Origin of the sequence: Streptomyces roseirectus (assembly GCF_014489635.1) — a bacterium.
In the GTDB taxonomy this organism is placed as follows: Bacteria; Actinomycetota; Actinomycetes; order Streptomycetales; family Streptomycetaceae; genus Streptomyces; species Streptomyces roseirectus.
This window is the reverse complement of the sequence record NZ_CP060828.1, coordinates 1,351,159-1,373,887: the sequence shown is the minus strand read 5'-3', so window position 1 is coordinate 1,373,887 and position 22,729 is coordinate 1,351,159. Positions and strand designations below refer to the sequence as shown.

The following is a 22,729-nucleotide window of genomic DNA, read 5'->3' as shown; positions in this document are numbered from 1 at the left end:
GGACGCCTCGCGTCACACGGGCGTGCCCGCGTCCGGCACGAACGCGGCGCCGTGTCCCGGCACGATGAGCGCCGGCTCCATCGCCAGCACCTTCGCACGCGACTCGTGCAGCAGGCCGGGGTCGTGCGCGAACGGGTCCTCCACCGGGCCCTCGGCGCTCCACCACAGGTGCGTGAAGACGACCAGGCCCTCACGGGTCTCGACCAGTGTGCTGATGTCCTCCGCCGTGTGCCCCGGGGTCGCGGCGAGCCGCACCGACGGCGACAGGAAGTGGCCGTCGGCCGGGCGGTCGGTCCAGACGTCGTTCTGGTAGGTCGCCCAGTGGTCGTGGAACCTCGCCACCGGGAACAGCGCCGCGTTCAGCGTGTGGTCGGGGTGGTGGTGGCTGAACACGACGTCCGTGACCTGGCAGGGACCGAGCCCTTCCGCGGCCAGCGGATCGAGGATCAGCCCCCGGTCGGCGACCATCCCCGGGTCCACGACGACCACGGTGTCGCCGTCGCGCACGAGGCTCACGGTGCTCGCGGTGCGCGGTCCGACGTAACCGGACGTCAGGATGCGGAAGGTGGCGCTCATTTCCGGAACCCTAGCCGCCGGGTGCGGTGGCGCACAGGGGTGTGCGCGGGCTGAAAACAGCTCTTCGGGACGACTGATGTTGTGCAAAAGATTGACTGCTGTAAGAAACTAGCCCTAGATTCCGTGCGCATCCGTACGCTCCCCCCTTCCCCCGAGCTTCCCCCGACTGGAGCCGCGACCCATGCGCACCCGCTCTCGCACCGCCCTGACGGCCATCGCCGTGACCCTGTCCGCCGTCCTCGCGGGCCCGCCCGCCCAGGCGACGACCGAGGCGCCGGCCCGCCTCACCGGCACCCTCGCCGACGGCGCGACCTGGATAGCCGACGTCCCCGCCGCCTGGAACGGCACCCTGGTGATCTTCAGCCACGGTTTCGGCCCCACCGTCGCCGCCAACGCCCCCTCCGAGGCCGTCCGTCTCGACCTCCTCGCGCGCGGGTACGCGCTCGCCGGATCCTCCTACGACCCGAACGGCTCGATGTGGGCGCTGGAGAGCGCCGAGCGCGACCAGTTCCAGACGATCGACGCCGTCACCGCCGAGATCGGCGTCCCCGCGCGCGTGCTGTCCGTCGGGCAGTCCATGGGCGGCCTCGTCAACGCCCAGATGGCCCGCGACGGCGCCGGGCGCATCGACGGCGCGCTCGGCCTGTGCGGGCTCGTCGCCGGCGCCACCGACCTCGACAACTACCAGCTCGACGCCGAGTACACGATCGCCCGCCTCCTGCTGCCCGGCGAGGATCCCAAGCTCGTCCGCTTCGGCTCCGCCGCCGAGGCCGCAGCCACCGCCCAGCGCCTCACCGGCGCGGTCACGGCCGCGCAGGCGACCCCGCAGGGGCGTGCGCGTATCGCCCTCGCCGCCGCCTTCCTCAACCTGCCCGCGTGGGCTCCCGGCCAGGAGCGGCCCGCCCCCACCGACTGGGCGGCGCAGCAGGAGCAGCAGTACGCCTGGTTCGCCCAGGGCATCCTCTCGTTCGTCGAAGGCGGCCGGTACGCCATCGAGCAGTCCGTCGGCGGCAACAACTCCTGGAACAAGGGCGTCTCCTACGAGCGGCTGCTCGCCGGGTCCGTCCACGCGCCCCAGGTCCACGCGCTCTACCGGGCCGCCGGGCTCGACCTGCGCGCCGACCTCGCGAGCCTCACCGCGGGCGCGGCCGTCACCGCCGACCCGGCCGCCGTCCGCACCGCCGCGCGCACCTCCTCCGCCGGCCAAGGACTCGCCGTCCCGCTCCTCAACGTCCACACCATCGCCGACAACCTCGTCCCCGTCGAACAGCAGAGCCGCTTCGCCGCCCGCATCCGCGCCGCGGGCGACAGCTCCCTCCTGCGCCAGGCATACGTGGCACGGCCCGGCCACTGCACCTTCACCACCGCCGAGACCGTCGCCGCCCTCCACGCCCTCGAACACCGCCTCGACACCGGCCACTGGGGCGCCTCCGCCACCGCCGCGGCCCTCCAGACCTCCGCCACGGCTCTCGGCCTCGACGGCGCCGCGTACATCCCTTACCACCCTGCTCCACTTACGGTCGGGCGCTGACTCCGGCGGGGGTGGTTCGGGGTGGGTGTGCCTGGGGCGATGTCCCGCTGAGTGGTTGTACCGGCGCGGAGCCGGTAGCGCCGGCCCGCTCGGACTGTCGCCAACGGATCGCATCGGCATGATGACGCCTGTGAGCGGCACATATTGCGGCCGGGCGGCGGGCCTGCGGCAGCCGCCTCGGCTCCGAGGGAGGCCGACGGCCTCGCACGGTTACACCACCCGGCGGGGCACCACCGTGCCTGGCGGGGGCTTCGGGGCGGGTGGCTCTGGTGCGGGGGTGACTTCGGCGCAGGTGGCCCTGGCACGCGGGTGGCTGCGTGGACTCGCCCCGGCCGGGGGGCTGTGCTCGGGTGGCCTGGCGTGCGGGTTGCTGTGCGGCGGGTGACTTTGGCGTTGGGGTTGCTTCGGCGTGGATGGCTTTGGCGCGCGGGGGCATCGGCGGGGGAGGGAGCCCGGTGGTGCGGTGGCTCAGAGGGCCCGCCGGGTGGGGTGGTTGTGCGGGCCGTTGGCCTTCGCTCGGAGTCGGAGCGGTGGCTGTTGGGCTACGCGCCCGGCCACGGCATGTGCTGTGCACGGGCGTCGGCACCCTGTTGTGACGCGCCGGCGGGCCGGCCTGCCGGTACACCGCTCAGCCGGACATGACCACTTCGGGTGGGTGAACCCCGGCGCGGGCCGTTCACTTCCGGGCCACGGGTCCCGGGGTGAACGCCCCGCAGCCGGACACCGCGTCGGGGGCCGGGACACGGCACCCTGACGCTACGGCTGCGCCTCGGGCGGGACGATCCACCGGGTGTGGCCGATTAGCGCACGGGACCCGGGTGGGGGACGCCGCTTGCCGGAGCGTCCGCAGGGCAACGCGGCGGGATGAGCTTCGACGGCTTCCCGAGGTGTCCCCTGGGCAACGCCGTGACGGCGTCGACGGCTTCGTCCCCGGTGCTGTGTGCCGTGGCGGTCTCCAGGCCCTCCCGGCTTCAGCCGAGGTGAGGAGTGGGAGTGCCGGGAGGCGGCTCGGCTGAGACTTCCGGAGCGGCCTTTTGCCGACGCCAGTCGCGGATCGGCCCCGGGAGCCCGGCCGCCGACGCGCACGCCTTCCGGTACCGCCCCGCATCGGAGACGCAGCCCCGAGCCGGAGATACCGCCCGGTATCAGAGGCGCTGCTCTGCGGGCCCACGCCTACAGCCCCGCTGCGACACTCGCCGATTCCTCCCCGGCCGTCGGTATCCCGGCTCCCCGGCATCCCGGCCCCCTGGCCCCGGTACCTGGCCCCCGGCCCCCGGCTCCCTGGTATCCGGCCCCCGGCATCCCGCCCCCGGGCTCCCCCCCGTCCGTGTGAGCCGGAAAGCCCGCCTGCGTCTCCCGGGACACCGCTTCTGAACGTCGAGGTGTGCCCGGCGGCGACGTCAGCCGAGTCCCCGCCCCACAACTCCCTTACCCGCGCCCCGAGTTCAACGTCTCCGACGGTAACTCCCCGAACCGCCCCCGGTACTTCTCGGCGAAGCGGCCCAGGTGGCCGAAGCCCCAGCGGTAGGCGACCTCGGCGACGGTGGTGAAGGAGGGGTCGGCGGTGGTGAGTTCGTGGTGGGCGCGGTCGAGGCGGACCTCGCGGAGGTAGGCCATGGGGGACACCCCGAGATGGCGGCGGAAGGCGGCTTGGAGCCAGCGAGTGCCGACGCCCGCGGTGGAGGCGAGGCCGGTGGTGGTGAAGGGATGCTCGGGACGCGCGTGGATGGCGTCGAGCACGAGCCGTACAGGACGCAAGGAGACCGGCGTGGAGGGCTGGGCGGCCAGCTCCTCGCGGTAGGGGTGCCCGGCGGCCAGCAGCAGCCCGGACAGCAGCGTCTCCTCGAACCGCGCGGCCAGCATCGGCTGGTCGAGCAGCCCACCGGGATTGTCCATCTCACCGATGACCAGACGGGCCGTTCGCGCCCAGGTGAGTCCGGGCCCGGCGGAGGAGTCGAACTCGGGGTCGAGCCGCGGAGCACACCGCACGGGACGCCCCAGCAACCGCTCCAAGTGGTCCCGCAGAGCGGACGGTTCGATCTTGACGGCGATGACACGGCAGTCCCCGGCCCAGTGGTCGAGGCGCGTGTCCCCGACGGGATCGAAGACGGCGGCCCGCGCGGCCGTCGCCAGCCTCGCGTCCCCACCGCGCTGCCCCCACGCGATCCGCCCCGTCAGCGGCAGGTCGACATGGTGGGCGCCGAGGTCCCCGAAGCGGATCGCCACCGGCGCACCGCACCGCAGATCGCCGAGCGTGAGCGCACCCAGCCGCACCACCTCGAAGGAGGCGTCGAGCATCGGGCCCTCACCGAGCACGTCGATGAAGTTGGCGTAGTACGTCGCCGCGATCGCCTCACACGCTTCGTCCGCGTCCGTCGTCCGGAACGAGAACCGGCGCCCCTCGGCAATGCGACCGGGCGCGGGCGAGGTCATCGCCCGCCCCCGGTCGGCCGGGTCAGCCCTCGACCCAGCCGTGGTGCTTGGCGAACTGCGCGAGGCCCTGACGCACCTGGAGGATCTGCTCGCCCGTGAGGGAGGGAGCCGAGGACAGCAGCGTCTCGGTGACCTCCCGGGTGAATTCCTCCGTGTTCAGGACGTCGCACAGGACGTCGTCGTCCGGCGTCAGCGGCTTGCCGTCGGCACCGCGTGCGAGCCGCACGTCGGAAGCCTTCGGACCGCGTTCGCCGTCCTCGATCTCGAACTCCACGGCAACGCCGCGGCGGATCTGCGATTCAGGCATCAACATGTCGTTGACGTGCAGGAAGACATCTTCCCCGCCGTCGTCGGGAGAAATGAATCCATAACCCCGCGCGCTGTCGAAGCGCACCACACGACCGGCAACCATCCCGACCCCCAACAGCCTCGAAACACCCACTCCGGTGAACTTGTCGCAGATCGTAACCAAGGCGGGGCCCCGAGGGCGACTCCCGGGCGTTCACCCTCGGCGATACGACGCGCCAGGTGACTCGGTCACGCTCTGCGCGGCGGGAAACGGATCGCCCCGCCACCCGTCAAGCGTACGGCCCCGACCGGCCCGCACGCACCGGACCGCGGACGAATCCGGACGAGCCGAGGCGCCGCCAACCGGCGCCGCCTCACGGAGAGTTCGCGGACGGTGCCCGGAGCGCGCCGAGTTCACCCGTATGAGGTGCGGATCCGCCGCTGCGCACACCGTCCCGCCCGTCCGCACCCCCGCGCCCTGTGATGTCCGGCACACCGACCGGGCCCGGGTGGGTGACCGGACCGCGCGGCTGACGCCCGACCGCACGGGCGGCCCCGTATAGAGACCTGCCATGCGGACAAAACCCCTCCCTCGCCTCCTCCACCTCCCCCGACGTCCTCGCCCCCTCCGCCCCGCGCACCTCGCGACAGCCGCCGCGCTCGCCCTGAGCGCCCTCCTGACGGCCTGCGCCGCCCCGGCCGACCCCGCGCGACCCCTGACCGCCGACGAGGCCCAGCGGCTGGCCCTGGCGCGCTTCAGGACGTACCAGGCCGGCACGTCGACGATGCACCTGCGCGTCGCGACCCCCACCGGAACGACCGCCGTCCGGGCCGTGGTCGACCCCCGCGCACACCGCGCGGTCGGCTGGTACGACGCGGATGGTGTGGACGGCGCAGACGGCACGGGCGGCGCACCCGGCCTCCTCGCCTGGAGCCCCGACGGACTCGCCGTCGCCCGCCCCGGCACCTACGGACCGCCCGCCCCACGCACGCCCGCGCGCGACGCCCTGCGCGAGGCGGCCCGCCTGAACACCGCCGCCTGGACCCGCCGCCCCTACGGCCGCGCCCCCCTCGACGTCGCCCTCCAGCTCTCCCTGGCCCTCGCCGCCGACCGCCCCGACAACGCCCAACTCCTCGCCCAGTCAGGCCCGTTGCACCTGCGTGAGGACACCATCGACGGCCGCCCCTACGACGTCCTCGCGGGCCCCCGCCCCCGCCCCGCCGCCACCGCGAGCCCCCTCGCAGGACGCTCCCCGGTGACGTACTGGATCGGCGCCGACGGCGCCGTACGCCGGGTGTCCGCGCGCCTGGGGGAGGCGCGGACGGTGACGCTGGACCTGACGGGGGAGCGGGTGCGCGGCAGCGTCCCGAAGGGACCGTGGGACGGAAAGTGACCGTTCCGGGGGTCCCTGGGGACGGCTGATCGAAAATGACCGTATCGACGCCCCCGCGCGGGCGCGTACGGCTACGCGGGCACCCGGTACGCCCGCACGTCCACCCGCCCCGGCAGCCCCACCGCCGCCCGCGCGGGCGCGTCCGGGGCGCCGGGCCGGTTCGGCTGGGCGGGCGGCACGGGGGCGTCCATGAAGGAGACGCCCGCGGGCGCCGTGACGGCCGGGACCGTGCCCAGCGTGCGGGACGCGGGGCCGGAGGCGGCCGGTGCCGGGGCGCCGCACAGGTCCCGGCCCGGCAGGCCGTCCGGGCTGCGGCGCGACTCCCCGTTGCGTACGAAGCAGTTGCCGCCCGTGCTTCCCGTCGCCAGCACCAGGTCGGCGCCGTTGCCCGACACCCGGTTGTCGCGGACCGTGTTGTCGCGCGCCGGGTACCCCTGGACGTCGGCCAGGACGATCCCCGCCGCCCGGTTCCCGGTGACCAGATTGCGCTCCAGGACGTTCTCCCGGCCGCCCCCCGACCCGATGCCGATCCCGAAGCCGCCGTCCGCCTGCTCGGGGCTGCGGGCGTCGTTGTTGTCGGTGAACGCGTTCCCGGCGACCACCGCGCCGTGCTGCGGGCCCAGCGCCTCCAGGTCGTTGGAGTTGAGCGTCAGCCCGACCCGGTTGCGCGAGGCCCGGTTGCCCAGCAGGTACAGCCGCTCCGAGGCGTTGGTGACCTCCAGGCCGACCGCGTTGTGCTCGACGGTGTTGTCCCGCACGACCGTGTCGCACGGCCGGCACTGGCCGACGTAGATCCCCGAGTCCGCCTGCCCCGACGCGTACGACCGCTCGATGACGCCCGCGCGCGCGTCGAACGCGTAGATCCCGTACAGGGCGTTGTTGTACGCGGTCACGTACGACGCCCGAAACCCGTGCAGGGGCGGGAACTTGACCGTGTCCAGCGGGTCGTAGGCCGAGCCGCCCGCGCGGCCCGCCTGGAGCCGTTCGTCGGTCACGCCGGTGAACAGGACGCCGTTCGCCAGGTGGTTGCGCACGGTCAGGTTCTCGACGACCGAGCCCGCGCCGGTCACGGTGATCCCGTTGGGCCGCTCGAACTCCCCGTCGAACACGACCCGGTTGCGGTCCGTCCCCCGCAGCACCACCCGCGGCTTCGCCACGGTCACCGACTCCCGGTACACCCCCGGCGACACCAGCACCAGCCCTCCGGCCCGCACCAGCTCCACCGCCCGCCGCACCGACGGCGTGTCCTGCGGCACCCGCACGACCGCCGCGCTCCCCCCGCTCCCGGCCCCCCGGGCCCCCTCGTCACCGCCGCCCGCGCACCCCGCGGCCCCCACCGCGACGACAGCCGCCGCACACCAGCGCGCGAGCGCCCGGCGGCGAGGGCGGAGCGCAGAGGACAACCCGGGGAGAAAAGGAAGATTTCGCACGACGGCACATCTATCGCCCCGGACGCCACCGGGACAGCACCGACGGCCCACGACACACCGACGGCCTACGACATACCGATGGCCCCCTCAGCAGAGGGCCGCCGGTCTCAGTCGCGCTCCGGCCCCCGGCCCGCTCGCGCCGCGCGCTCCGCGTCGCGCTTCTTGAGCCGCGCGGCCTCCTTGCGGACCTCCGCCTGGGTGGCCCGCTCCTTCTCCAGCCACTCCGGCATCTCGTCGCGCAGGGCCTCGATCTCGGCGGTGGTCAGCGCGTCGGTCACACCCCCGCGGGCGAGACCCGCGATGGACACACCGAGCCGCGCCGCGACCACCGGACGCGGGTGCGGACCGCTCAGTCGCAGGTCCTGAAGCCACTGCGGAGGGTTCTCCTGGAGCTCGGTCAGCTCGGCACGGGAGACGACACCCTCCTGGAACTCGGCAGGGGTGGCGGGGAGGTACACGCCCAGCTTCTTCGCCGCGGTGGCGGGCTTCATCGTCTGGGCGGTCTGGTGCGACTTCATGGCCCCAGACTATCCGCCACCGGACAGACCTCCGACCACAGCGGGTAACCTGGCGACGTGACTGACTCGGCGGATTCCCCCACGTTCCGGCTCGCCTACGTACCCGGCGCGACCCCCGCCAAGTGGGCGCGGATCTGGACCGAGCGCTACCCGCGGGTGCGGCTGGAACTGCTCCAGGCGGGCGCCGCCGAGGCATCCGACGTCTTGCGTTCCGGCGGCGCCGACGCCGGTCTGGTCCGGCTGCCCGTCGACCGCGAGACGTTCAGCGCGATCCCCCTCTACACGGAGACGACCGTCGCGGTGGTCCCCAAGGACCACCTGATCACGGCGGCCGAGGAGATCACCCTGGCCGACCTCGCCGAGGAGACGGTCCTGCACCCGCTGGACGACGTCTTCGCGTGGGAGCAGCCGCCCGGGGAACCGGCCTTCGAGCGCCCGGAGACGACGGCCGACGCGATCGACCTCGTGGCCGCCGGCATCGGCGTCCTCCTCACCCCCCAGTCGCTGGCCCGCCTCCACCACCGCCGCGACCTCACCTACCGCCCGGTCACCGACGCCCCCCAGTCCGCCGTCGCCCTCTCCTGGCCGACGGACGCGACGACGGACCTGGTCGACGACTTCATCGGCGTGGTGCGCGGCCGGACGGCGAACAGCACGCGGGGCAGGACGAAGCAGGAGCAGCCGAAGCCCGCCGCGAAGAAGTCCCCGGCGAAGAAGGCACCTGTGCGCAAGGCGACGACGGGGAAGGCGGCGACGGCAGGGAAGGCGACGGGGAAGAAGCCCGCCCGCAAGACCGCGAGCCCCAAACCCCGCCGCCACAAGTAGACCGGCCTCAGGACACGTACACCGCCCGCTGGGCCGTGGCGACGACGGCGTCCCCGTCCGAGGCGCCCAGCAGCCCGCCGGCGACCCACGACGCGACGACCGTCCGCACCCGCGCCACGAGCGCCGCCCTGTCGGCGAACGGCGCCCCCGCCCACACCTCGTCGAGCAGTGAACTCCCGTTCGTCTTCACGGGGTTGGCCACCCCGGAGTCCACGCCCCCGAACACCACCCAAGGCTCCGCCCGGCGCACGTAGACGTGCGTCGGATCCTCGGTCCCCTCGAAGAACGGCGCGAACTCCACGCCGCCCAGGGAGAAATGCAGCGGCTTCCCGTCAACCGCCGTGAAGGAGGAGACCAGATCGCCGGAGAGCGCGGCGTTGCGGTAGAGCGAGACCGGCAGATAGGAGGTGGACGCGCTGCGGGCGGCGAGGTTCAGCGGACCGTAGAACACTGCCTGGACCGAGGGCTCGTCCGGCGTCCGCTCCGCCCGCATCCGGAACGGCGTGTCCACCCGCACCACGTCCCCGTCCCGCCAGTCGCGCGCCACGGCGAAGTAGCTCCCCGGCACCGGACTCCCGCTCACCGCCTGCCCGTTGACCCGCACCCGGAACCCGGCGGTCGCCCACGCGGGCACCCGCACCCGCAACTCGAACCGCGCGTCGCCGCGCACGGTGAGCGTGGTCCCCTGCTCGAAGGGGAACCCGGTGGACTGCGTGACGGTGACACCCTTGCCGGACCACTCCAGCGTCGACGGGCTGAAGAGGTTGACGTACAGCGCGCCCCCGTCGGCGGCGACGAAGTACACGGTGTCCTGGTACTTCGTGGCGCTCTCCAGCCCCGTCCCCTCGCAGCAGGTCGTCCCCTGTTTGGGCGTGTAGTCCCGCACATGACCGGGGTCCAGCCCGAGGAAGTACGTGACGAGCGGCTTCTCCGCGTCGGGGGCGTCCCGCTTGGACCCGAGCACCTGGTTGAACAGCGCCCGCTCGTAGTAGTCCATGTACTTCGGCTCCTGCGCGTGCAGGAACAGCGCCCGGCTCAGCTTCAGCATGTTGTACGCGCAGCACGTCTCCGCCGACGCGCCGCTGATGACCCCGGCGACGACGTCCCGCGCCCGCCAGAACTCCGCGTTGCTGGTCCCGCCGACCGCGTACATGCGGTGCGGGACGACCATGTCCCAGAAGTTGCGCGCGGCGTCGAGGTAGCGCCGCTCGCCGGTCGCGTCGTACAGCCGCAGGTACCCCGTGAAGATCGGGATGTGCTGGTTGGCGTGCAGCCCGTCGAGGACGTCCGTGTTCGCGGCGCACGCGTCGATGAGCCGGTCGAGGTCGAACAGCCGCGCCAGCGCGAGGTGTTCGGCCTTTCCCGTGAGGTCGTGCAGATCGCACAGCGCCTCGACGATCCCGCCGAACTCGCCGCTGGAGAACAGCCCCCACATCCGCTGGAGCGTCGCCGCGGGCAGCTTCGAGAGGCGGGCGTGCATCCAGTCGGCCATGCCCGACGCGAGGTCGAGGGCGCGTGCGTCGCCGGTCGCGAGGTACGCGTCCAGCAGCCCGCGCAGGATTTTGTGCGCCGTGTAGTAGGGCGCCCACACCTTCGAGTAGTCGCTCGCGGTCATCGACTCCAGCTGGATGAACTGCGTCTCCGGATAGGCCGCGAGGAACCCGGCGTGGCTCGGGGCGCCCCAGGTCCGGCGCAGCGTCGCGGTGAGCCCGCGCCCGGAGGAGTCGGCGAAGGTACCGCCTGACGTCTCGTCAAAACCGTACGAGGCGAGGTCTCCTGAGCCCTTGCGGCTCTGGAGTCCCGTGATCTCGGCGGCGGTCAGCGCCCGCGACCAGACGTCGAACCCGTCGTACGCCCCCGCGAACACCGGGTCGCCGGAGTAGTTCGACCGCCCCAGCCAGTGGTGGGTGAGCGTCCCGAGCGCGGCCGGGGTCAGTGTCATGCCCGGATTGCGGCCCACCGCCTGCCCGTTGACGTACAGCGTGCCGACCCCGCCGCCGATCGTCACCGCGAGGTGGCTCCACTGGTCCAGCGGCAGCGCGGCCGTCCCGTTGATGCCCTGCTCGCCGCCGGCCCCGCTCGTGGTGATCGCGAACCGGGGCACACCACTCGCGTTGCGGGCCGTCAGGTAGAGGTAGCGGGTCGTGTCGTCGCCGAAGTCGAAGACGCGGGCCCAACTCCCGTCGTGCGTGGGTCTGATCCACGCCGCGAGGGTGATCGCCGGTGCGCCGCCCAGGAGTTGGGCGGGCAGCTCGACGTACTGGTACGAACCCCGCACGTTCTCGGCGGCCGTCCCGAACTTGCCCGGAACGCTGAGGACTTGGGGCGCTCGCCGCAGTGCCTCGCGGGAGTCGTGCAGGGCCGCGACGATCGTGCGGATCTTCTCCGCGTACACCGCGTCGCCGGTGCTCGCGTACGCCTGCGCCAGCATCGTGAGGAAGTGGCCGGTGTAGTGGCCGCGCAGGTTGCCGTTGGCCTCGCCGTCCAGGCCCTCCCAGCCGCCGGGGGCGACCGCGCCGCGCGTCGAGAGACCGGCGTTGGCGCGGAACACCTGCACCAGCCGGTTCACGTCGTACCCGCGCGCGTGGTCGAGCATCAACTGCCGCTTGTCCGCGAAGAGTCCGGGTCCCAGGGACACCTTGTCCAGCGGGAGGGGGAGCAGCGACCAGGCGGCGGGCGCGGCCGAGGCGCCGGCCGTGCCCGTGCCGGTGAGCCCGGATGCTGCGGCGGCGATCATCGCGCTCCTCAGGAGGGTGCGTCGGGAGAGGGGCGGGGCCATGTGCTCCTCGATTCTGAAGGGTCCTGCGTGTGGGGGGTGTGCGAGGCGGGTGGAGCGTTCGATATATCGGTAACTGTTCGGAAGATCGTCCAGAAGATAGGCACGGCACCGTGACGCGTCAACGGGTGTGACGGGTGCGGAAGTTTCGACATCGGAACCCCAGGTGGCCGGCTCCGGACGCCTACTTCGCCGCCGCCCGCCCCACCGACTCCACCAGCGGCAGCAGCCGGTGCGGCACCCGCTCGCGCAGTGCGACCTCCGTGCGCGTGCGGACCACGCCCGGCATGCTGATCAGCTTCTGGATGACGTCCTCCAGGTGGAGGTTGTCGCGGGCCACGACCCGGGTGAGCAGATCGCCGCCGCCCGTGATCGAGAACGCCTCCACGATCTCCGGCACGGCGGCCAGCGCCTCGCCGACGTCGTCGAGGTGGCCCTGGGTGACCTCGATGTGCACGAACGCGAGGACCGGGTGGCCGAGGGCGGCGGGGGAGAGGGACGGGCCGGTGCCGGTGATGACGCCGTCGCGCTCAAGCCGGTCGAGGCGCGCCTGGAGGGTGCCCCGGGCGACGCCCAGGATCCGCGCGTACTCGCGCACACTGGTCCGGGGCTGCTCCAGGAGCAGGCGCAGGATGCGGGTGTCGAGCTCGTCCACCGCCATACGACCGGCCTCCCTGATGATCACCGCCGACTGTACCAATGGCCCAGTCGGACGGCCCGCGGGCCGCGCTACCTCACAGCACCGGCGCCCGGGGCCCGTCCGGCGCGTTCCTGCGCCCGTCGACGACCGTCCGCGACACCTCCGCGACCTCCTCCGCCCCCAGCAGCCGGAACCCGTCCGCCGTCACCAGGCTGACCAGCGGGAACAGCCGACGGGAGAGGTCGGGACCGCCGGTCGCGGAGTCGTCGTCGGCCGCGTCGTACAGCGCCTGCACGACCGCCGTGACGATGTCCGACTCGCTCATCCCGGGCCGGTACAACTTCTTCAGCGAGCCGCGCGCGTACACCGAGCCGGAGCCGGTCGCGGTGAACCCGGCGGACTCCTCGGACCGGCCGCCGGTCACGTCGTAGGTGAAGATGCGGCCCACGCCCAGGTCGACGTCGTACCCCGCGAAGACCGGGACGACCGCGAGGCCCTGCATGGCCATGCCGAGGTTGCCGCGCACCATCGTCGTCAGCCGGTTCGCCTTGCCGTCGAGGGAGAGCGCGGTGCCCTCGATCTTCTCGTAGTGCTCCAGCTCCAGCTGGAACAGCCGCACCAGCTCCACCGCGAAGCCGAGCGTGCCGGCGATGGCGACCGCCGAGTACTCGTCGGCCGGGAACACCTTGTCGACCTCGCGGTTCGCGATCACGTTGCCCATCGTGGCCCGCCGGTCACCCGCCACCAGCACGCCGTCCGCGTACGTCGCCGCGACGATCGTCGTCCCGTGCGGCGCCTCGAAACCGCCTTCGACCTGCGGCAGCGTGCGGCGGGAGGGCAGCATCTCCGGGGCCTGCGCGGCGAGGAAGTCCAGGAAGGACGACGAACCGGTGGCCGTGAACGAGGGCGGCAGCGCGTGGTTCATGGGGTCCCTTTCTGTCGGGTCGGGATCGGCCTACCCGACCCGGCGCCCCCGTATGCCCCACGAGCCGCGTGGTCCGTTGGCCCGGCACTGGACCAGCCGAGCGCCGTCCAGGTGGGCCAATGGCCCACTCGGAACGACGTCACTTGAGCCAGTGGGGCCGGTGGTGGTCTCATGGTCGGGTCGATGGCGCTGCGGAGACCCGCGGCGCCTTTCTCATGTCCGAATCGCATGATCAGGGTCTCAGGTCCGAAGGGGTGGGCGTCACGTGCTGAGGAAGGTGTTCACGGCTCCGGATCCGGGGCGGATGCGGCTGCGCGCCGCGTCCCGGGCCGTGCTCGGCATCGGGCTCGCGGTCGTGGCCTGCGCCGTCGCCGGGCACTCGCTCGTGGCCGCCGTCACCGGGGGCCTCGCGGCGCTGCTCGCCCTGTTCACCGTGACGGACACGACCGTGCGCGGGCAGGCCGTCACGACCGCGCTCCTGCCCGTCGTCGGCCTTCCCGTCTTCGCGCTCGCGGCGGAGGTCCACGACCGTCCGCTCGCCCGCGCACTCGCCTTCCTGGCGATCATCGGCGCGGGCGTGTACGCGCGCCGGTGGGGTCCGCGCGGGCACGCGCTCGGCGTCTTCGCGTTCATGGCGTTCTTCGTGACCCTGGTCCTCGGGACGACCCCGGCGCACCTGCCGGAGCTGTACGCGGCCGTCCTGCTCGCCCTCGCGGTCGCGTCCGCCGTCCGCTTCGGCGTCTGGTGCTACGAGCGCGGACGGCCGGCGCCGCCCGCCGTGACCGTCCCCGGGCTGGCCCGCGTGACCTCGCGGCAGGCCGTCCAGGCGACGACCGCCGCCGCGCTCGCCCTCGTCGCGGGCCAGGCGCTCTCCGCCGAGCGGTGGTACTGGGCGGTCGGGGCGACCTGGTGGATCTTCGTCAACACGACGTCGCGCGGCGAGACCCTGGTGCGGGGCTTCCGCCGGGTCGCCGGCACGGTCGTCGGCATCGCCCTCGGCCTGCTGATCGCCGTCCCCGTGAACGGCGCGCCCGTCCCGACGGCGCTCGGGCTCGCGGCCGCCGTCTTCGGCATCTTCTACACGGCCGCCGTCTCCTACACGTGGATGATGCTGTGGGTGACGCTGCTGGTGGAACTCCTCTACGGCGTCCTGGGCGTCCTCAGCCCCCAGCTCCTCGCCCTGCGCCTCGCGGAGACGGGCCTGGGCGCCCTCGCCGCGACCCTCGCCGTCCTCCTCGTCCTCCCCATCACCACCGACAAGGTCACGGACGCCTGGATCGGCCACACCGTCCAGGTCCTCGAAGCCTGGGAACGCGACCCGAAGGCGAACCCGGCGGCGAGGGCGGCGGAACTGGAGACACTGCTGCCCCGGGTCCGCCTGGCAGTGGCCCCGTTGCTGCACCCGCTGAACCCGATGAGGGACCGAAAGCAGCGAGCACACGAGGTGCTGGCGACCCTGGACGAGCGCGTAGCGCAAGTCAGGGGCGCGGGGCTGTAATCGATGTGCGGCTACCGCCGCGTGGGCGCGACCAACCACGACGAGCCCGCACTCGCCACAGCACAGCCCCCGGCACCCCAGTAGGCGAAACGGCTACCGCACCGCAGGTGTCTGCTGGGGCGCGATCCCCAGCGCCGTCGTGTACTTGGCCAGCGCCAGCTTCCCGATCGCCGGGTAGGGACCCAGCGCCTCGGCGGCGGCGCAGTCGACCTCCTTCGCGGCCTCCTCGACCACGACGGAGTCGATCTCGGGCCCGATGAGGTACGGCGCGAGCGCGAGCTGCTGGGACCCGGAGTTCCGCAGCTGCTCGGCGACGGAGGCGATGGACCCCTCCTGGTCGAGCGCCGCGGCCATCACCGGCACGGCGAGCCGCGCGGCGAGCAGCATCCCGGTGATCCCGGCGGCCTGTACGGCCTCGTCCCCGCCGACGGACGCGAGGATGATCCCGTCCGCCGCGGTGGCGACGGTGAACAGCCGGGCCCGGTCGGCGCGCGCGAGCCCCGCCTCGGACAGGCGCACGTGCAGCGCCTCCGCGAGCAGCGGGTGCGGGCCGAGGACGTCGGTCAGGTCGGCCGCGACCTTGCTCTCCATCACGGCCTGCCGCACCTGCCGCAGCAGCGCGCTGTCCGGACCGGCCAGCAGCGGCACGACGACGGCGACGGGGCCGTCGGGCTGCTTGACGTCCAGCCCCGCGGCGAGCGCCTGCTCGTAGCGGGCGGTGCGCTCGTCGGCGGCGTGGGCGAGGATCGCCTGGAGGGTCGGGAACTCGGTGTCGTCCCCGTCCAGGTAGCCGATGCGCGCGTCGAGGCCGGGCAGTTCGGAGCGGGCGATGCTCACGATCTCCTCGGCGAGACCCCGGGTGGCATCGCTGGGCGTGCCCGGCACCGCGAGGACGAGCGCGGGCGCGCCCTCGGGAGCCGCCAGGGGCTCGGGTCGGCGGTGCCTCCCGGGCTGACGGGGGCGCGGCATTCGTACTGGCAGGCCGGACGCGGGACCGGTGGGGGAGCTCATGGCGCCGCATGTTACTGGTTTCCCGGGTTCCCCCGTTCGGGGAGGGTGCGGGTGAACGGTATCCGTCCGGTTTTGTCTGCTGAGTTACGTGCGGATCAGACGTGATCGGCGTGCGTTGCGGGTGAGTTGTCCCGATCGGGGCGTTCCTGGGGGCATGGGTTTCCGTAGCTGTGCGGGGTGCCGGCGTGTGGCAGTAGGGTGACGGGCTGTGGCACCACGACCTCTGCATGAACTTGTCGAAGCGGGCTGGGCGAAGGCCCTGGAACCCGCGGCCGGACGCATCGCCGCGATGGGGGACTTCCTGCGCGCCGAGATAGCGGCCGGGCGGACGTACCTGCCGTCCGGGGCGAACGTCCTGCGGGCCTTCCAGCAGCCCTTCGACGACGTGCGCGTCCTGATCGTCGGCCAGGACCCCTATCCGACGCCGGGGATGGCGATCGGGCTGAGCTTCGCGGTCTCGCCGGAGGTGCGCTCGCTGCCCGGGAGCCTGGAGAACATCTTCCGGGAGCTGCACACCGACCTGGGGCTGCCCAGGCCGTCCAACGGCGATCTGACACCGTGGACGCGGCAGGGGGTGCTGCTGCTGAACAGGGCGCTCACGACCGCGCCGCGCAAGCCCGCCGCGCACCGGGGCCAGGGGTGGGAAGAGGTCACCGAGCAGGCGATCCGGGCGCTCGCCGCCCGTGGCAAGCCGCTCGTGTCCATCCTGTGGGGACGGGACGCCCGCAACCTGCGCCCGCTGCTCGGCCAACTGCCGGCGATCGAGTCCGCGCACCCCTCGCCGATGTCCGCCGACCGCGGCTTCTTCGGCTCCCGCCCGTTCAGCCGCGCCAACGAACTCCTCGCCGGCCAGGGCGCCGAGCCGGTGGACTGGCGCCTGCCGTAGCCGGCGGTGCGGGCCGGAGCCAGCGGTGCGGGCAGTAGCCGGCGGCGTGAGCCGGTCAGTGTCCGCCCGGCGGCGGGCCCACGACCCGCAGCGCCCCCGGCAGCACGTCCAGCGTGAACCGCTCGCGCGCGGGCGCCAGGACGTCGCCGTCGCACTCGAAGACGAGCGGCCGGCCGTCGGTGCGCTCCACGACCACGCTGCGCCCGCGCGCGTAGACGACGCCCTCCCGGCCGACGTGGGAGCCGTCGCGGGCCAGCGCCGGCAGGTCGCGCAGGGGCAGGGCGGTGCCGACGACGCAGACGTCGAGCAGGCCGTCGTCCATGACGGAGTGCGGCAGCAGCCGGAACCGGCCGCCCCGGTACCGGCCGCCGCCGACGTCGACGAAGACGGTCGGGCCCTGCTGCACGACCTCGCCGTCGACCAGCACCCGGCCCGGGTACGGCGTGAACGCGTGCAGGGCCGCGGCGACGGCCTTCTCGTACCGGTCGCGGCCGGCCTCGGCGATGCCCCGGGCGGTGACGAGGGACTGGGCGACGACGCCGGTGGAGGCGCCCAGCACGGCCGGCACGCCGTTCTCCGCGACCCGCGCCAGGTCGATCGCGCGCACGTGCGGTGCCGTCGCGGCGCGTTCGAGGGAGGCGCGCCAGGGGAGGTCCGCCCAGATCTCGCGGTGGAAGGAGTTGCCGGTACCGGTGGGGAGGGTCAGCAGGGCGGGGGACCGGCCGGAGTGAGGGAGGGGGCCGGGGCCGCTGCCGGCCGTCGTGCCGGTGTCGGCGTCCGTCAGCAGGCCGCAGGCCACCTCGTGGGCCGTTCCGTCGCCCCCGACCGCGACCACCAGGTCGGGCCCGCCGGGGGTCAGCGCGCCGGCGGCCAGTGCGCGGGCGTGGCCGGGGTGCTCGGTGAGGGCGAGGGCGGCGGCGAGTCCCGCGTCCGCGAGCCGGCGGCGTACCGTCTCGGCCGCCCCGGGCGGGTAGGTGCCCGAGGCGGGGTTGGCTATCACCAGGGCCGAGGTGAACGGGTCGCTCATGGCGGCGGACGCTCCAAGCCGGGTCGGCGACTACGGAAAGTGCAGGTGCGGAGAGGGCAGGATTCGAACCTGCGCGGGCCGAGACCCGAACCGAGTCGCCTCGGTACCCCGTTGGGCCGCTTCGGGTACCTCTCCTCGCCCCGGCCGGCGGACCCGTGCCCGCCTCCCGGTGCACCCCGGACTCTTCCGCACGCCCCTGACATCCCGCTGAGACGGCGCTGAGACGGCTGTCTCAGTCGAGGTGAGGGGCGCCTAGGCCGCGGTGGGCCAGTTCCAGTACGGCCGCGGTGACCTCTTCGAGGTCGATCGGCTCGTCCAGGCTGATCAGGTCGTCGAGGAGGCCGTCGGCGGCGTGGAAGATCATGCGGCAGGCGAGGCGCGTGTCGCGCGCGTGGAAGGCCCCGACCAGCGTGCCGCGCGCGACGAAGTCGCTCATCAGGTCCACGACGCGCTGGTTGGAGGCGTGGCACAGCTCCAGCGCCTTGGCGTTGGCGGAGCGGTAGACGAGGCGGTGCAGGTCGGCGTTGCGCACGGCGTGCTCGATCATGCTGCGGATCAGCCGGTCCAGGCTCGGCCACCAGGCGCCGCCCTCGTCGAGCATGGCGCGGGTGTCGCGCAGGAACCCGTCGACGTACTCCTCCCACAGCGCGCCGAGCAGGTGGTCCTTGGAGTCGAAGTAGAGGTAGAAGGTGCCCTTGGCGACCTCGCCCGCCTCGGCCAGTTCGGCGACCGTGGCCGCCGCGATGCCCTTGCGGCGGAAGACCTCGGTGGCGCCCTTGAGCAGTGCCGCGCGGCGGTCGTCCGGGCTCATGGTGCGGCGCTTGCGGCGCGCGGGCCTGCCGGGGTCTGCCTGTGCTGCCGTTGCCATGGGCGCGTCTCCTGTCCGTGGACCCGCCGCGAGGTGCCGGGGATCCCTCCCAATCTACCTGACCGACCGTCGGTCAGTTGACTGACTGACCGTCGGTCATTAGCGTTGAGGCGCACCGGCTCCGCTCCGCCCCGGCGTCCCCGGGACCTGCCCGCGACCTCTGACACGAGGGAATCCCGATGAGCGACACCACCGCACCGAACCAGCGGAAGGGGCTCCTGCTCGCCTTCCTGTGCTTCGGCGTGTTCATGGTCTACCTCGACGCCACGATCGTGAACGTGGCGCTGCCCGACATCCAGGAAGACCTCTCCACGGACATCACACAGCTCCAGTGGATCATCGACGCCTACACGCTGACCTTCGCCTGCCTGCTGCTGACCGCCGGCACCCTGGGCGACATCCTCGGCCGCAAGAAGATCTTCCTCGCGGGCCTGGTCGGCTTCACCCTCACCTCCGTGCTGTGCGCGCTGTCCGGCTCGATCGGGGTGCTGCTCGTCGGCCGCACCCTCCAGGGCATCTGCGGCTCCGTCATGATCCCGGTCTCGCTCGCCCTGGTCTCCGCCGCCTACGCCGACCCCGCCGCCCGCGCCAAGGCGATCGGTGTCTGGGCCGGCGTCGGCGGCATCGCGCTGTCCACCGGCCCCGTCCTCGGCGGGTTCCTCGTCGACCACTACGGCTGGCAGAGCATCTTCTGGGTCAACGCCCCCGTCGGCGTCGTCGCCACCCTCGTCCTCGCCCGGCTCCTCACCGAGAACCGCTCCGCGCGCGGGCGCCGGCTCGACCCGCTCGGGCAACTGCTGTTCATCACGGCGATCGCGGCCCTGGCGTACGGCCTGATCGAGGGCAACGGCGAGGGCTGGACGTCCGGCGTGATCCTCGGGGCGTTCGCCGCGTCGGCCGTGACGCTGCTGCTGTTCGTGCTGTGGGAGCTGCGCCGGCCCGACCCGATGCTGCCGATGGGCTTCTTCCGCAGCCCGATCGTGGTCGTCGCCGGGATCGTCAACTTCCTCAGCCTGTTCGGCCTGTTCGCGGTGATCTTCCTGTTCACGCTGTACCTCCAGAGCGTCAACGGGCTCAGCTCCGTCGAGACCGGCGTCCGGTTCCTCGCGCTCACCGTGCCGATCATGATCGCCTCGTTCGCCGCGAGCGTGGTCGCGGCGAAGGCCGGGCCACGGCTGCCGATCTTCATCGGCTCCCTGTTCAGCGCGGGCGGCCTCGTCGGGCTCACGGCGCTGGAGGCCGGCTCCGGCTTCGGCGGCTACTGGTGGTCGCTGATCCTCCTCGGCGTCGGCGTCTCCTTCACCGGCGCGCCCGCCACCGTCGCCCTCCTCGGCTCCGTGCCGAACGAGCAGGCCGGCACCGCCTCCGGCGTCTCCAACACCTTCCGCCAGGTCGGCACCGTCTTCGGCGTCGCCCTCGCCGGCGCCCTGCTCCTGCGGCACCTGCGCGACGGCATGCCCGACGCGCTCGCCCGCACCGGCCTCCCCGCCCAGGCACAGGCCAAGGCCGTCGAACTCCTCGGCGACGGCGACCTGTCCCGCGCCGCCGCCCTCCCGCCGGACGTCCGGGGCACGGTGCTGGACGCGGTCGGCCCGGTCTACGTCCAGGGCATGGACCTCGCCTTCCAGATCGCCGGCGCGGGCGCCCTCCTCGGCGGCCTGTGCGCGCTGGTCTTCCTCAAGGGCACGGGGCCCGCCGCCGAACCCGCCGCCGGCCCGGACAGCGTCCCGGCGGACACCGCGGGACAGCGCTCCTGATGCCCGGCACACCCGAGCCGCAGCCCACCGGACCCGGCGCGCCCGAGCCTCGGCCCACCGACCCTGGCGCGCCCGAGCCGCAGCCCGCCGACCCCGGCATCCTGCGTCGCCTCGCCCGCTGGGCCGCCCGGCTCGACCTCGACGACGCCCCCGAGCGGGTCGTCGGCCACCTCAAGAGCCAGCTCCTCAGCCAGCTCGGCGCCGCCCGCGCCGGATACGCGCACCCCCTCGGCGCCCGCATCGTCCGGGCCTACGGCGGCCCGCTCCAGGACGACCCGCAGCACGCCGCGCGGTCCCTGTGCACGGCGACCGTCTGCCTGGACTTCGACGACACCGCGTACGCCGGACACCTGTCGCACTCCACGGTCAACGTCCCGCTCGCCCACGCCGGGCCCCTCGGCCTCGACGGACGGCGCCTGCTGACGTCCGTCCTCGCCGCCAACGAGACCGCCGCCCGGATCACCGCCGCCGCGACACTGGGCCCCTTCCGGGGCCAGACGGCGGGCCACACCCACCTCGCGGGCGCCGTCGCCGGCCGGCTGCGCGCCGAGGACGCGGACGCCGGCACCTGGACGCACGCGCTCGCCATGGCGTTCTCCGTACCGACCTGGACCCTCTCGCGCGGGTTCTTCAGCACGGACGCGAAACTGCTGGTCGCGGCGGCGCCGGTGCTGATCGGACTGAGCGCCTGCGACGGGGCCCGGTGCGGACTCACCGGACCCGAGGACGTCCTCGAACACCCGGAGGGGTTCCTCAGCCGGTTCGCCGACCTCCCCCTGCCCGAAGAGGCGCTGGCCGGGTTCGGCACCCTCTGGCACACGGAGACCTTCTCCTACAAGGTCCACCCGGGCAGCGCCTACACCAGCGCCGCCGTCGACTGCGCGGCCGAACTGCACCACGCGCTCGCGGGGGCCGGGGTGGAGGACATCGACGAGGTCGTCGTCGAGGGGTCGATCTTCACCGCCGGACTCGACCGCATCGCGCGCCGGCACCGCATCGGTCCCGGCTCCAGCGTGGCCGCCCTCAACTTCTCCCTCCCCTACAACGTCGCCACCGCCCTCCTCACCGGCTCCCTGCTCCCCGCCGACCTCGCGCCTCCGGCGGTCGACCGGCCCGACCGCTGGGCCCTGGCCGCACGCGTGCGCACCGAGCACGCCCCGGAGTTCAGCCGCCGGGCTCTGCTCGCCACCGCCCCGCTCGGGCAGGCGCTGCGGCGCGCGGGGGAGCGGGCCGAGGCGTGGGTACGGGCTGTCGACGCGCGGGCCGCCGACAGTCTGCCGCCGGACCGGCTGGAGCCGGAGGCCGATTTCCGGTGGGCCACCAAGGAACTCGGCGCCCGGGTGACCGTACGGCTGCGGGACGGGCGTGAGGTGTGCGCGGAGAGGCGGGGCGCGGTGGGGGCGGCGGGGGGTGCGGGGGGCGTGGACGGGGCCGGTCATCTGGCGCTCGCGCGCGCCAAGTTCCTCGCGTGCGGCGGTGATCCGTACGCCGCCGATCTGGTGGACCGGCTCGAACAGCTGGGTCCCGGGGAGGTCCGGCACCTGCTGGAACTCGCCCTCGCCGCGCCCGACGCCCGTGCCGCTCATGGCGCCGGGGACGACACCCCAGGCATCCCAGGCACCGCAGTCACCCCAGCCACCGCGGTCGCACCGGCTGCCCGAGACACCGCAGCCGCGCGAGACACCCGAGCCGCCCGGAAAGGCCCCGTCATGGACACCGCCCCCCTGGAGGACGCCTACGCGGCCCTCATCGCCGCCGCGCGCGACAGCCGGCCGGCCGAACCCGCACCGGCCGAGGCCGAACCGTCCAAGTCCTCGCCGGCCGAGCCCGCATCGGCCGAGACCGCACTGGGCGAGCCCTCGTTGGTCGAGCCCGCACTGGCCGAGGCCGAACCGTCCAAGTCCTCGCCGGCCGAGCCCGCATCGGCCGAGACCGCACCGGGCGAGCCCTCGCCGGCCGAACCCGGCATCGACCGGGCCCTCGCCCACATCGCCCTCAGCGACCGCCTGTTGGCCACCACGGCACGGCAGATCCTCGCCGGTACCGCGCCCCGGCTGGACAACGGCCCCGCGATGGACCCGAAGGCGATCGAGGAGCTGACGTCCCGCGCCGACCACGACGTCCTCGTCGACCTGGTCCGCCGCAACGCCGCCGAGTTCGTCGGCCTGCTCGCCCGCACGCCCCAGGAGCGGCACTCCACCCCGGTCGCCGTACGCCTCGTCGGCGAGAAGGGCGAGGAGGTGTTCAGCGGGTCCGTGCCGTGGGGAGAGATCGTCCGGATGCGCGCCGAGGAACACCTCCCCGGCCACACGGCACGTATCCGCCGGCTGCCCCGGGAGTCATGAC

At 73.7% G+C, this 22,729-nt stretch carries 18 protein-coding genes and 1 tRNA gene; 7 read left to right on the top strand and 12 right to left on the bottom strand.

Annotated elements, in window-relative coordinates; translation table 11 throughout:
- Positions 1 to 12: 12 nt before the first annotated feature.
- Positions 13 to 576 (bottom strand): MBL fold metallo-hydrolase, encoded by a 564-nt coding sequence (locus IAG44_RS05610; protein ID WP_187746015.1) that lies wholly within the window; start codon positions 574 to 576, stop codon positions 13 to 15.
- A gap of 181 nt (positions 577 to 757) precedes the next feature.
- Here IAG44_RS05610 and IAG44_RS05605 point away from each other — a divergent pair, with 181 nt between their 5' ends.
- Positions 758 to 2,107 (top strand): alpha/beta fold hydrolase, encoded by a 1,350-nt coding sequence (locus tag IAG44_RS05605; protein ID WP_187746014.1) that lies wholly within the window; start codon positions 758 to 760, stop codon positions 2,105 to 2,107.
- A 1,428-nt stretch (positions 2,108 to 3,535) separates the two neighbouring features.
- On the opposite strand, the gene IAG44_RS05600 is transcribed toward IAG44_RS05605, so the two are convergent.
- Together IAG44_RS05600 and IAG44_RS05595 are read right to left on the bottom strand one after the other, a co-directional pair.
- Positions 3,536 to 4,540 (bottom strand): AraC family transcriptional regulator, encoded by a 1,005-nt coding sequence (locus IAG44_RS05600; protein WP_187746013.1) that lies wholly within the window; start codon positions 4,538 to 4,540, stop codon positions 3,536 to 3,538.
- Between the two features lie 22 nt (positions 4,541 to 4,562).
- Complete coding sequence (locus IAG44_RS05595; RefSeq protein ID WP_187746012.1) at positions 4,563 to 4,952, bottom strand: cold-shock protein; 390 nt, start codon at positions 4,950 to 4,952, stop codon at positions 4,563 to 4,565.
- 448 nt (positions 4,953 to 5,400) lie between these two features.
- Between IAG44_RS05595 and IAG44_RS05590 the strand changes: the two genes are divergently transcribed.
- Positions 5,401 to 6,222 (top strand): serine/threonine-protein kinase, encoded by an 822-nt coding sequence (locus IAG44_RS05590; RefSeq protein ID WP_223006783.1) that lies wholly within the window; start codon positions 5,401 to 5,403, stop codon positions 6,220 to 6,222.
- A gap of 71 nt (positions 6,223 to 6,293) precedes the next feature.
- Here IAG44_RS05590 and IAG44_RS05585 read toward each other — a convergent pair whose 3' ends face one another.
- The gene (locus IAG44_RS05585; protein WP_246561515.1) at positions 6,294 to 7,484 is read right to left on the bottom strand and encodes a right-handed parallel beta-helix repeat-containing protein; all 1,191 of its coding nucleotides are present in this window, start codon (positions 7,482 to 7,484) and stop codon (positions 6,294 to 6,296) included.
- A 275-nt stretch (positions 7,485 to 7,759) separates the two neighbouring features.
- On the bottom strand, positions 7,760 to 8,170 hold the full coding sequence (locus tag IAG44_RS05580) for a DUF5997 family protein (protein WP_187746011.1): 411 nt from the start codon (positions 8,168 to 8,170) through the stop codon (positions 7,760 to 7,762).
- 57 nt (positions 8,171 to 8,227) lie between these two features.
- Between IAG44_RS05580 and IAG44_RS05575 the strand changes: the two genes are divergently transcribed.
- Positions 8,228 to 8,995 carry a LysR family substrate-binding domain-containing protein gene (locus IAG44_RS05575; RefSeq protein ID WP_187746010.1) on the top strand — a complete coding sequence of 256 codons (768 nt, stop codon included), beginning with the start codon at positions 8,228 to 8,230 and terminating at the stop codon, positions 8,993 to 8,995.
- A gap of 7 nt (positions 8,996 to 9,002) precedes the next feature.
- Here IAG44_RS05575 and IAG44_RS05570 read toward each other — a convergent pair whose 3' ends face one another.
- The 3 genes from IAG44_RS05570 to prcB form a co-directional block, all read right to left on the bottom strand.
- The gene (locus IAG44_RS05570) at positions 9,003 to 11,774 is read right to left on the bottom strand and encodes a beta-L-arabinofuranosidase domain-containing protein (RefSeq protein WP_187746009.1); all 2,772 of its coding nucleotides are present in this window, start codon (positions 11,772 to 11,774) and stop codon (positions 9,003 to 9,005) included.
- 181 nt (positions 11,775 to 11,955) lie between these two features.
- A complete protein-coding gene (locus IAG44_RS05565) occupies positions 11,956 to 12,432 on the bottom strand; it encodes an Lrp/AsnC family transcriptional regulator (RefSeq protein WP_187746008.1) in 477 nt (158 codons plus the stop codon).
- Positions 12,433 to 12,505: 73 nt separating this feature from the next.
- Complete coding sequence (gene prcB / locus IAG44_RS05560; protein ID WP_187746007.1) at positions 12,506 to 13,336, bottom strand: proteasome subunit beta; 831 nt, start codon at positions 13,334 to 13,336, stop codon at positions 12,506 to 12,508.
- Between the two features lie 265 nt (positions 13,337 to 13,601).
- On the opposite strand from prcB, the gene IAG44_RS05555 reads away from it, so the two are divergent.
- Complete coding sequence (locus tag IAG44_RS05555) at positions 13,602 to 14,834, top strand: FUSC family protein (RefSeq protein WP_187746006.1); 1,233 nt, start codon at positions 13,602 to 13,604, stop codon at positions 14,832 to 14,834.
- A gap of 93 nt (positions 14,835 to 14,927) precedes the next feature.
- On the opposite strand, the gene IAG44_RS05550 is transcribed toward IAG44_RS05555, so the two are convergent.
- Complete coding sequence (locus tag IAG44_RS05550) at positions 14,928 to 15,845, bottom strand: sirohydrochlorin chelatase (protein ID WP_187746005.1); 918 nt, start codon at positions 15,843 to 15,845, stop codon at positions 14,928 to 14,930.
- A gap of 208 nt (positions 15,846 to 16,053) precedes the next feature.
- Here IAG44_RS05550 and IAG44_RS05545 point away from each other — a divergent pair, with 208 nt between their 5' ends.
- Positions 16,054 to 16,731 carry a uracil-DNA glycosylase gene (locus tag IAG44_RS05545; protein ID WP_187746004.1) on the top strand — a complete coding sequence of 226 codons (678 nt, stop codon included), beginning with the start codon at positions 16,054 to 16,056 and terminating at the stop codon, positions 16,729 to 16,731.
- A 55-nt stretch (positions 16,732 to 16,786) separates the two neighbouring features.
- Here the strand turns inward: IAG44_RS05545 and IAG44_RS05540 are convergent, their stop codons facing one another.
- The 3 genes from IAG44_RS05540 to IAG44_RS05530 all read right to left on the bottom strand — a co-directional run bounded on the left by IAG44_RS05540 (position 16,787) and on the right by IAG44_RS05530 (position 18,626).
- Complete coding sequence (locus IAG44_RS05540; protein WP_187746003.1) at positions 16,787 to 17,758, bottom strand: diacylglycerol/lipid kinase family protein; 972 nt, start codon at positions 17,756 to 17,758, stop codon at positions 16,787 to 16,789.
- Between the two features lie 48 nt (positions 17,759 to 17,806).
- Positions 17,807 to 17,893: transfer RNA gene (locus IAG44_RS05535), tRNA-Arg, on the bottom strand.
- A gap of 97 nt (positions 17,894 to 17,990) precedes the next feature.
- Positions 17,991 to 18,626: a TetR/AcrR family transcriptional regulator gene (locus tag IAG44_RS05530; protein WP_187746002.1), complete on the bottom strand. Its 636-nt coding sequence runs from the start codon at positions 18,624 to 18,626 to the stop codon at positions 17,991 to 17,993.
- A 179-nt stretch (positions 18,627 to 18,805) separates the two neighbouring features.
- On the opposite strand from IAG44_RS05530, the gene IAG44_RS05525 reads away from it, so the two are divergent.
- Together IAG44_RS05525 and IAG44_RS05520 are read left to right on the top strand one after the other, a co-directional pair.
- Positions 18,806 to 20,383: an MFS transporter gene (locus IAG44_RS05525; RefSeq protein ID WP_187746001.1), complete on the top strand. Its 1,578-nt coding sequence runs from the start codon at positions 18,806 to 18,808 to the stop codon at positions 20,381 to 20,383.
- On the top strand, positions 20,383 to 22,728 hold the full coding sequence (locus IAG44_RS05520; protein WP_246561513.1) for an MmgE/PrpD family protein: 2,346 nt from the start codon (positions 20,383 to 20,385) through the stop codon (positions 22,726 to 22,728). The genes IAG44_RS05525 and IAG44_RS05520 overlap by 1 nt, the downstream gene beginning before the upstream one ends.
- The last annotated feature ends 1 nt before the right edge of the window (position 22,729 follow it).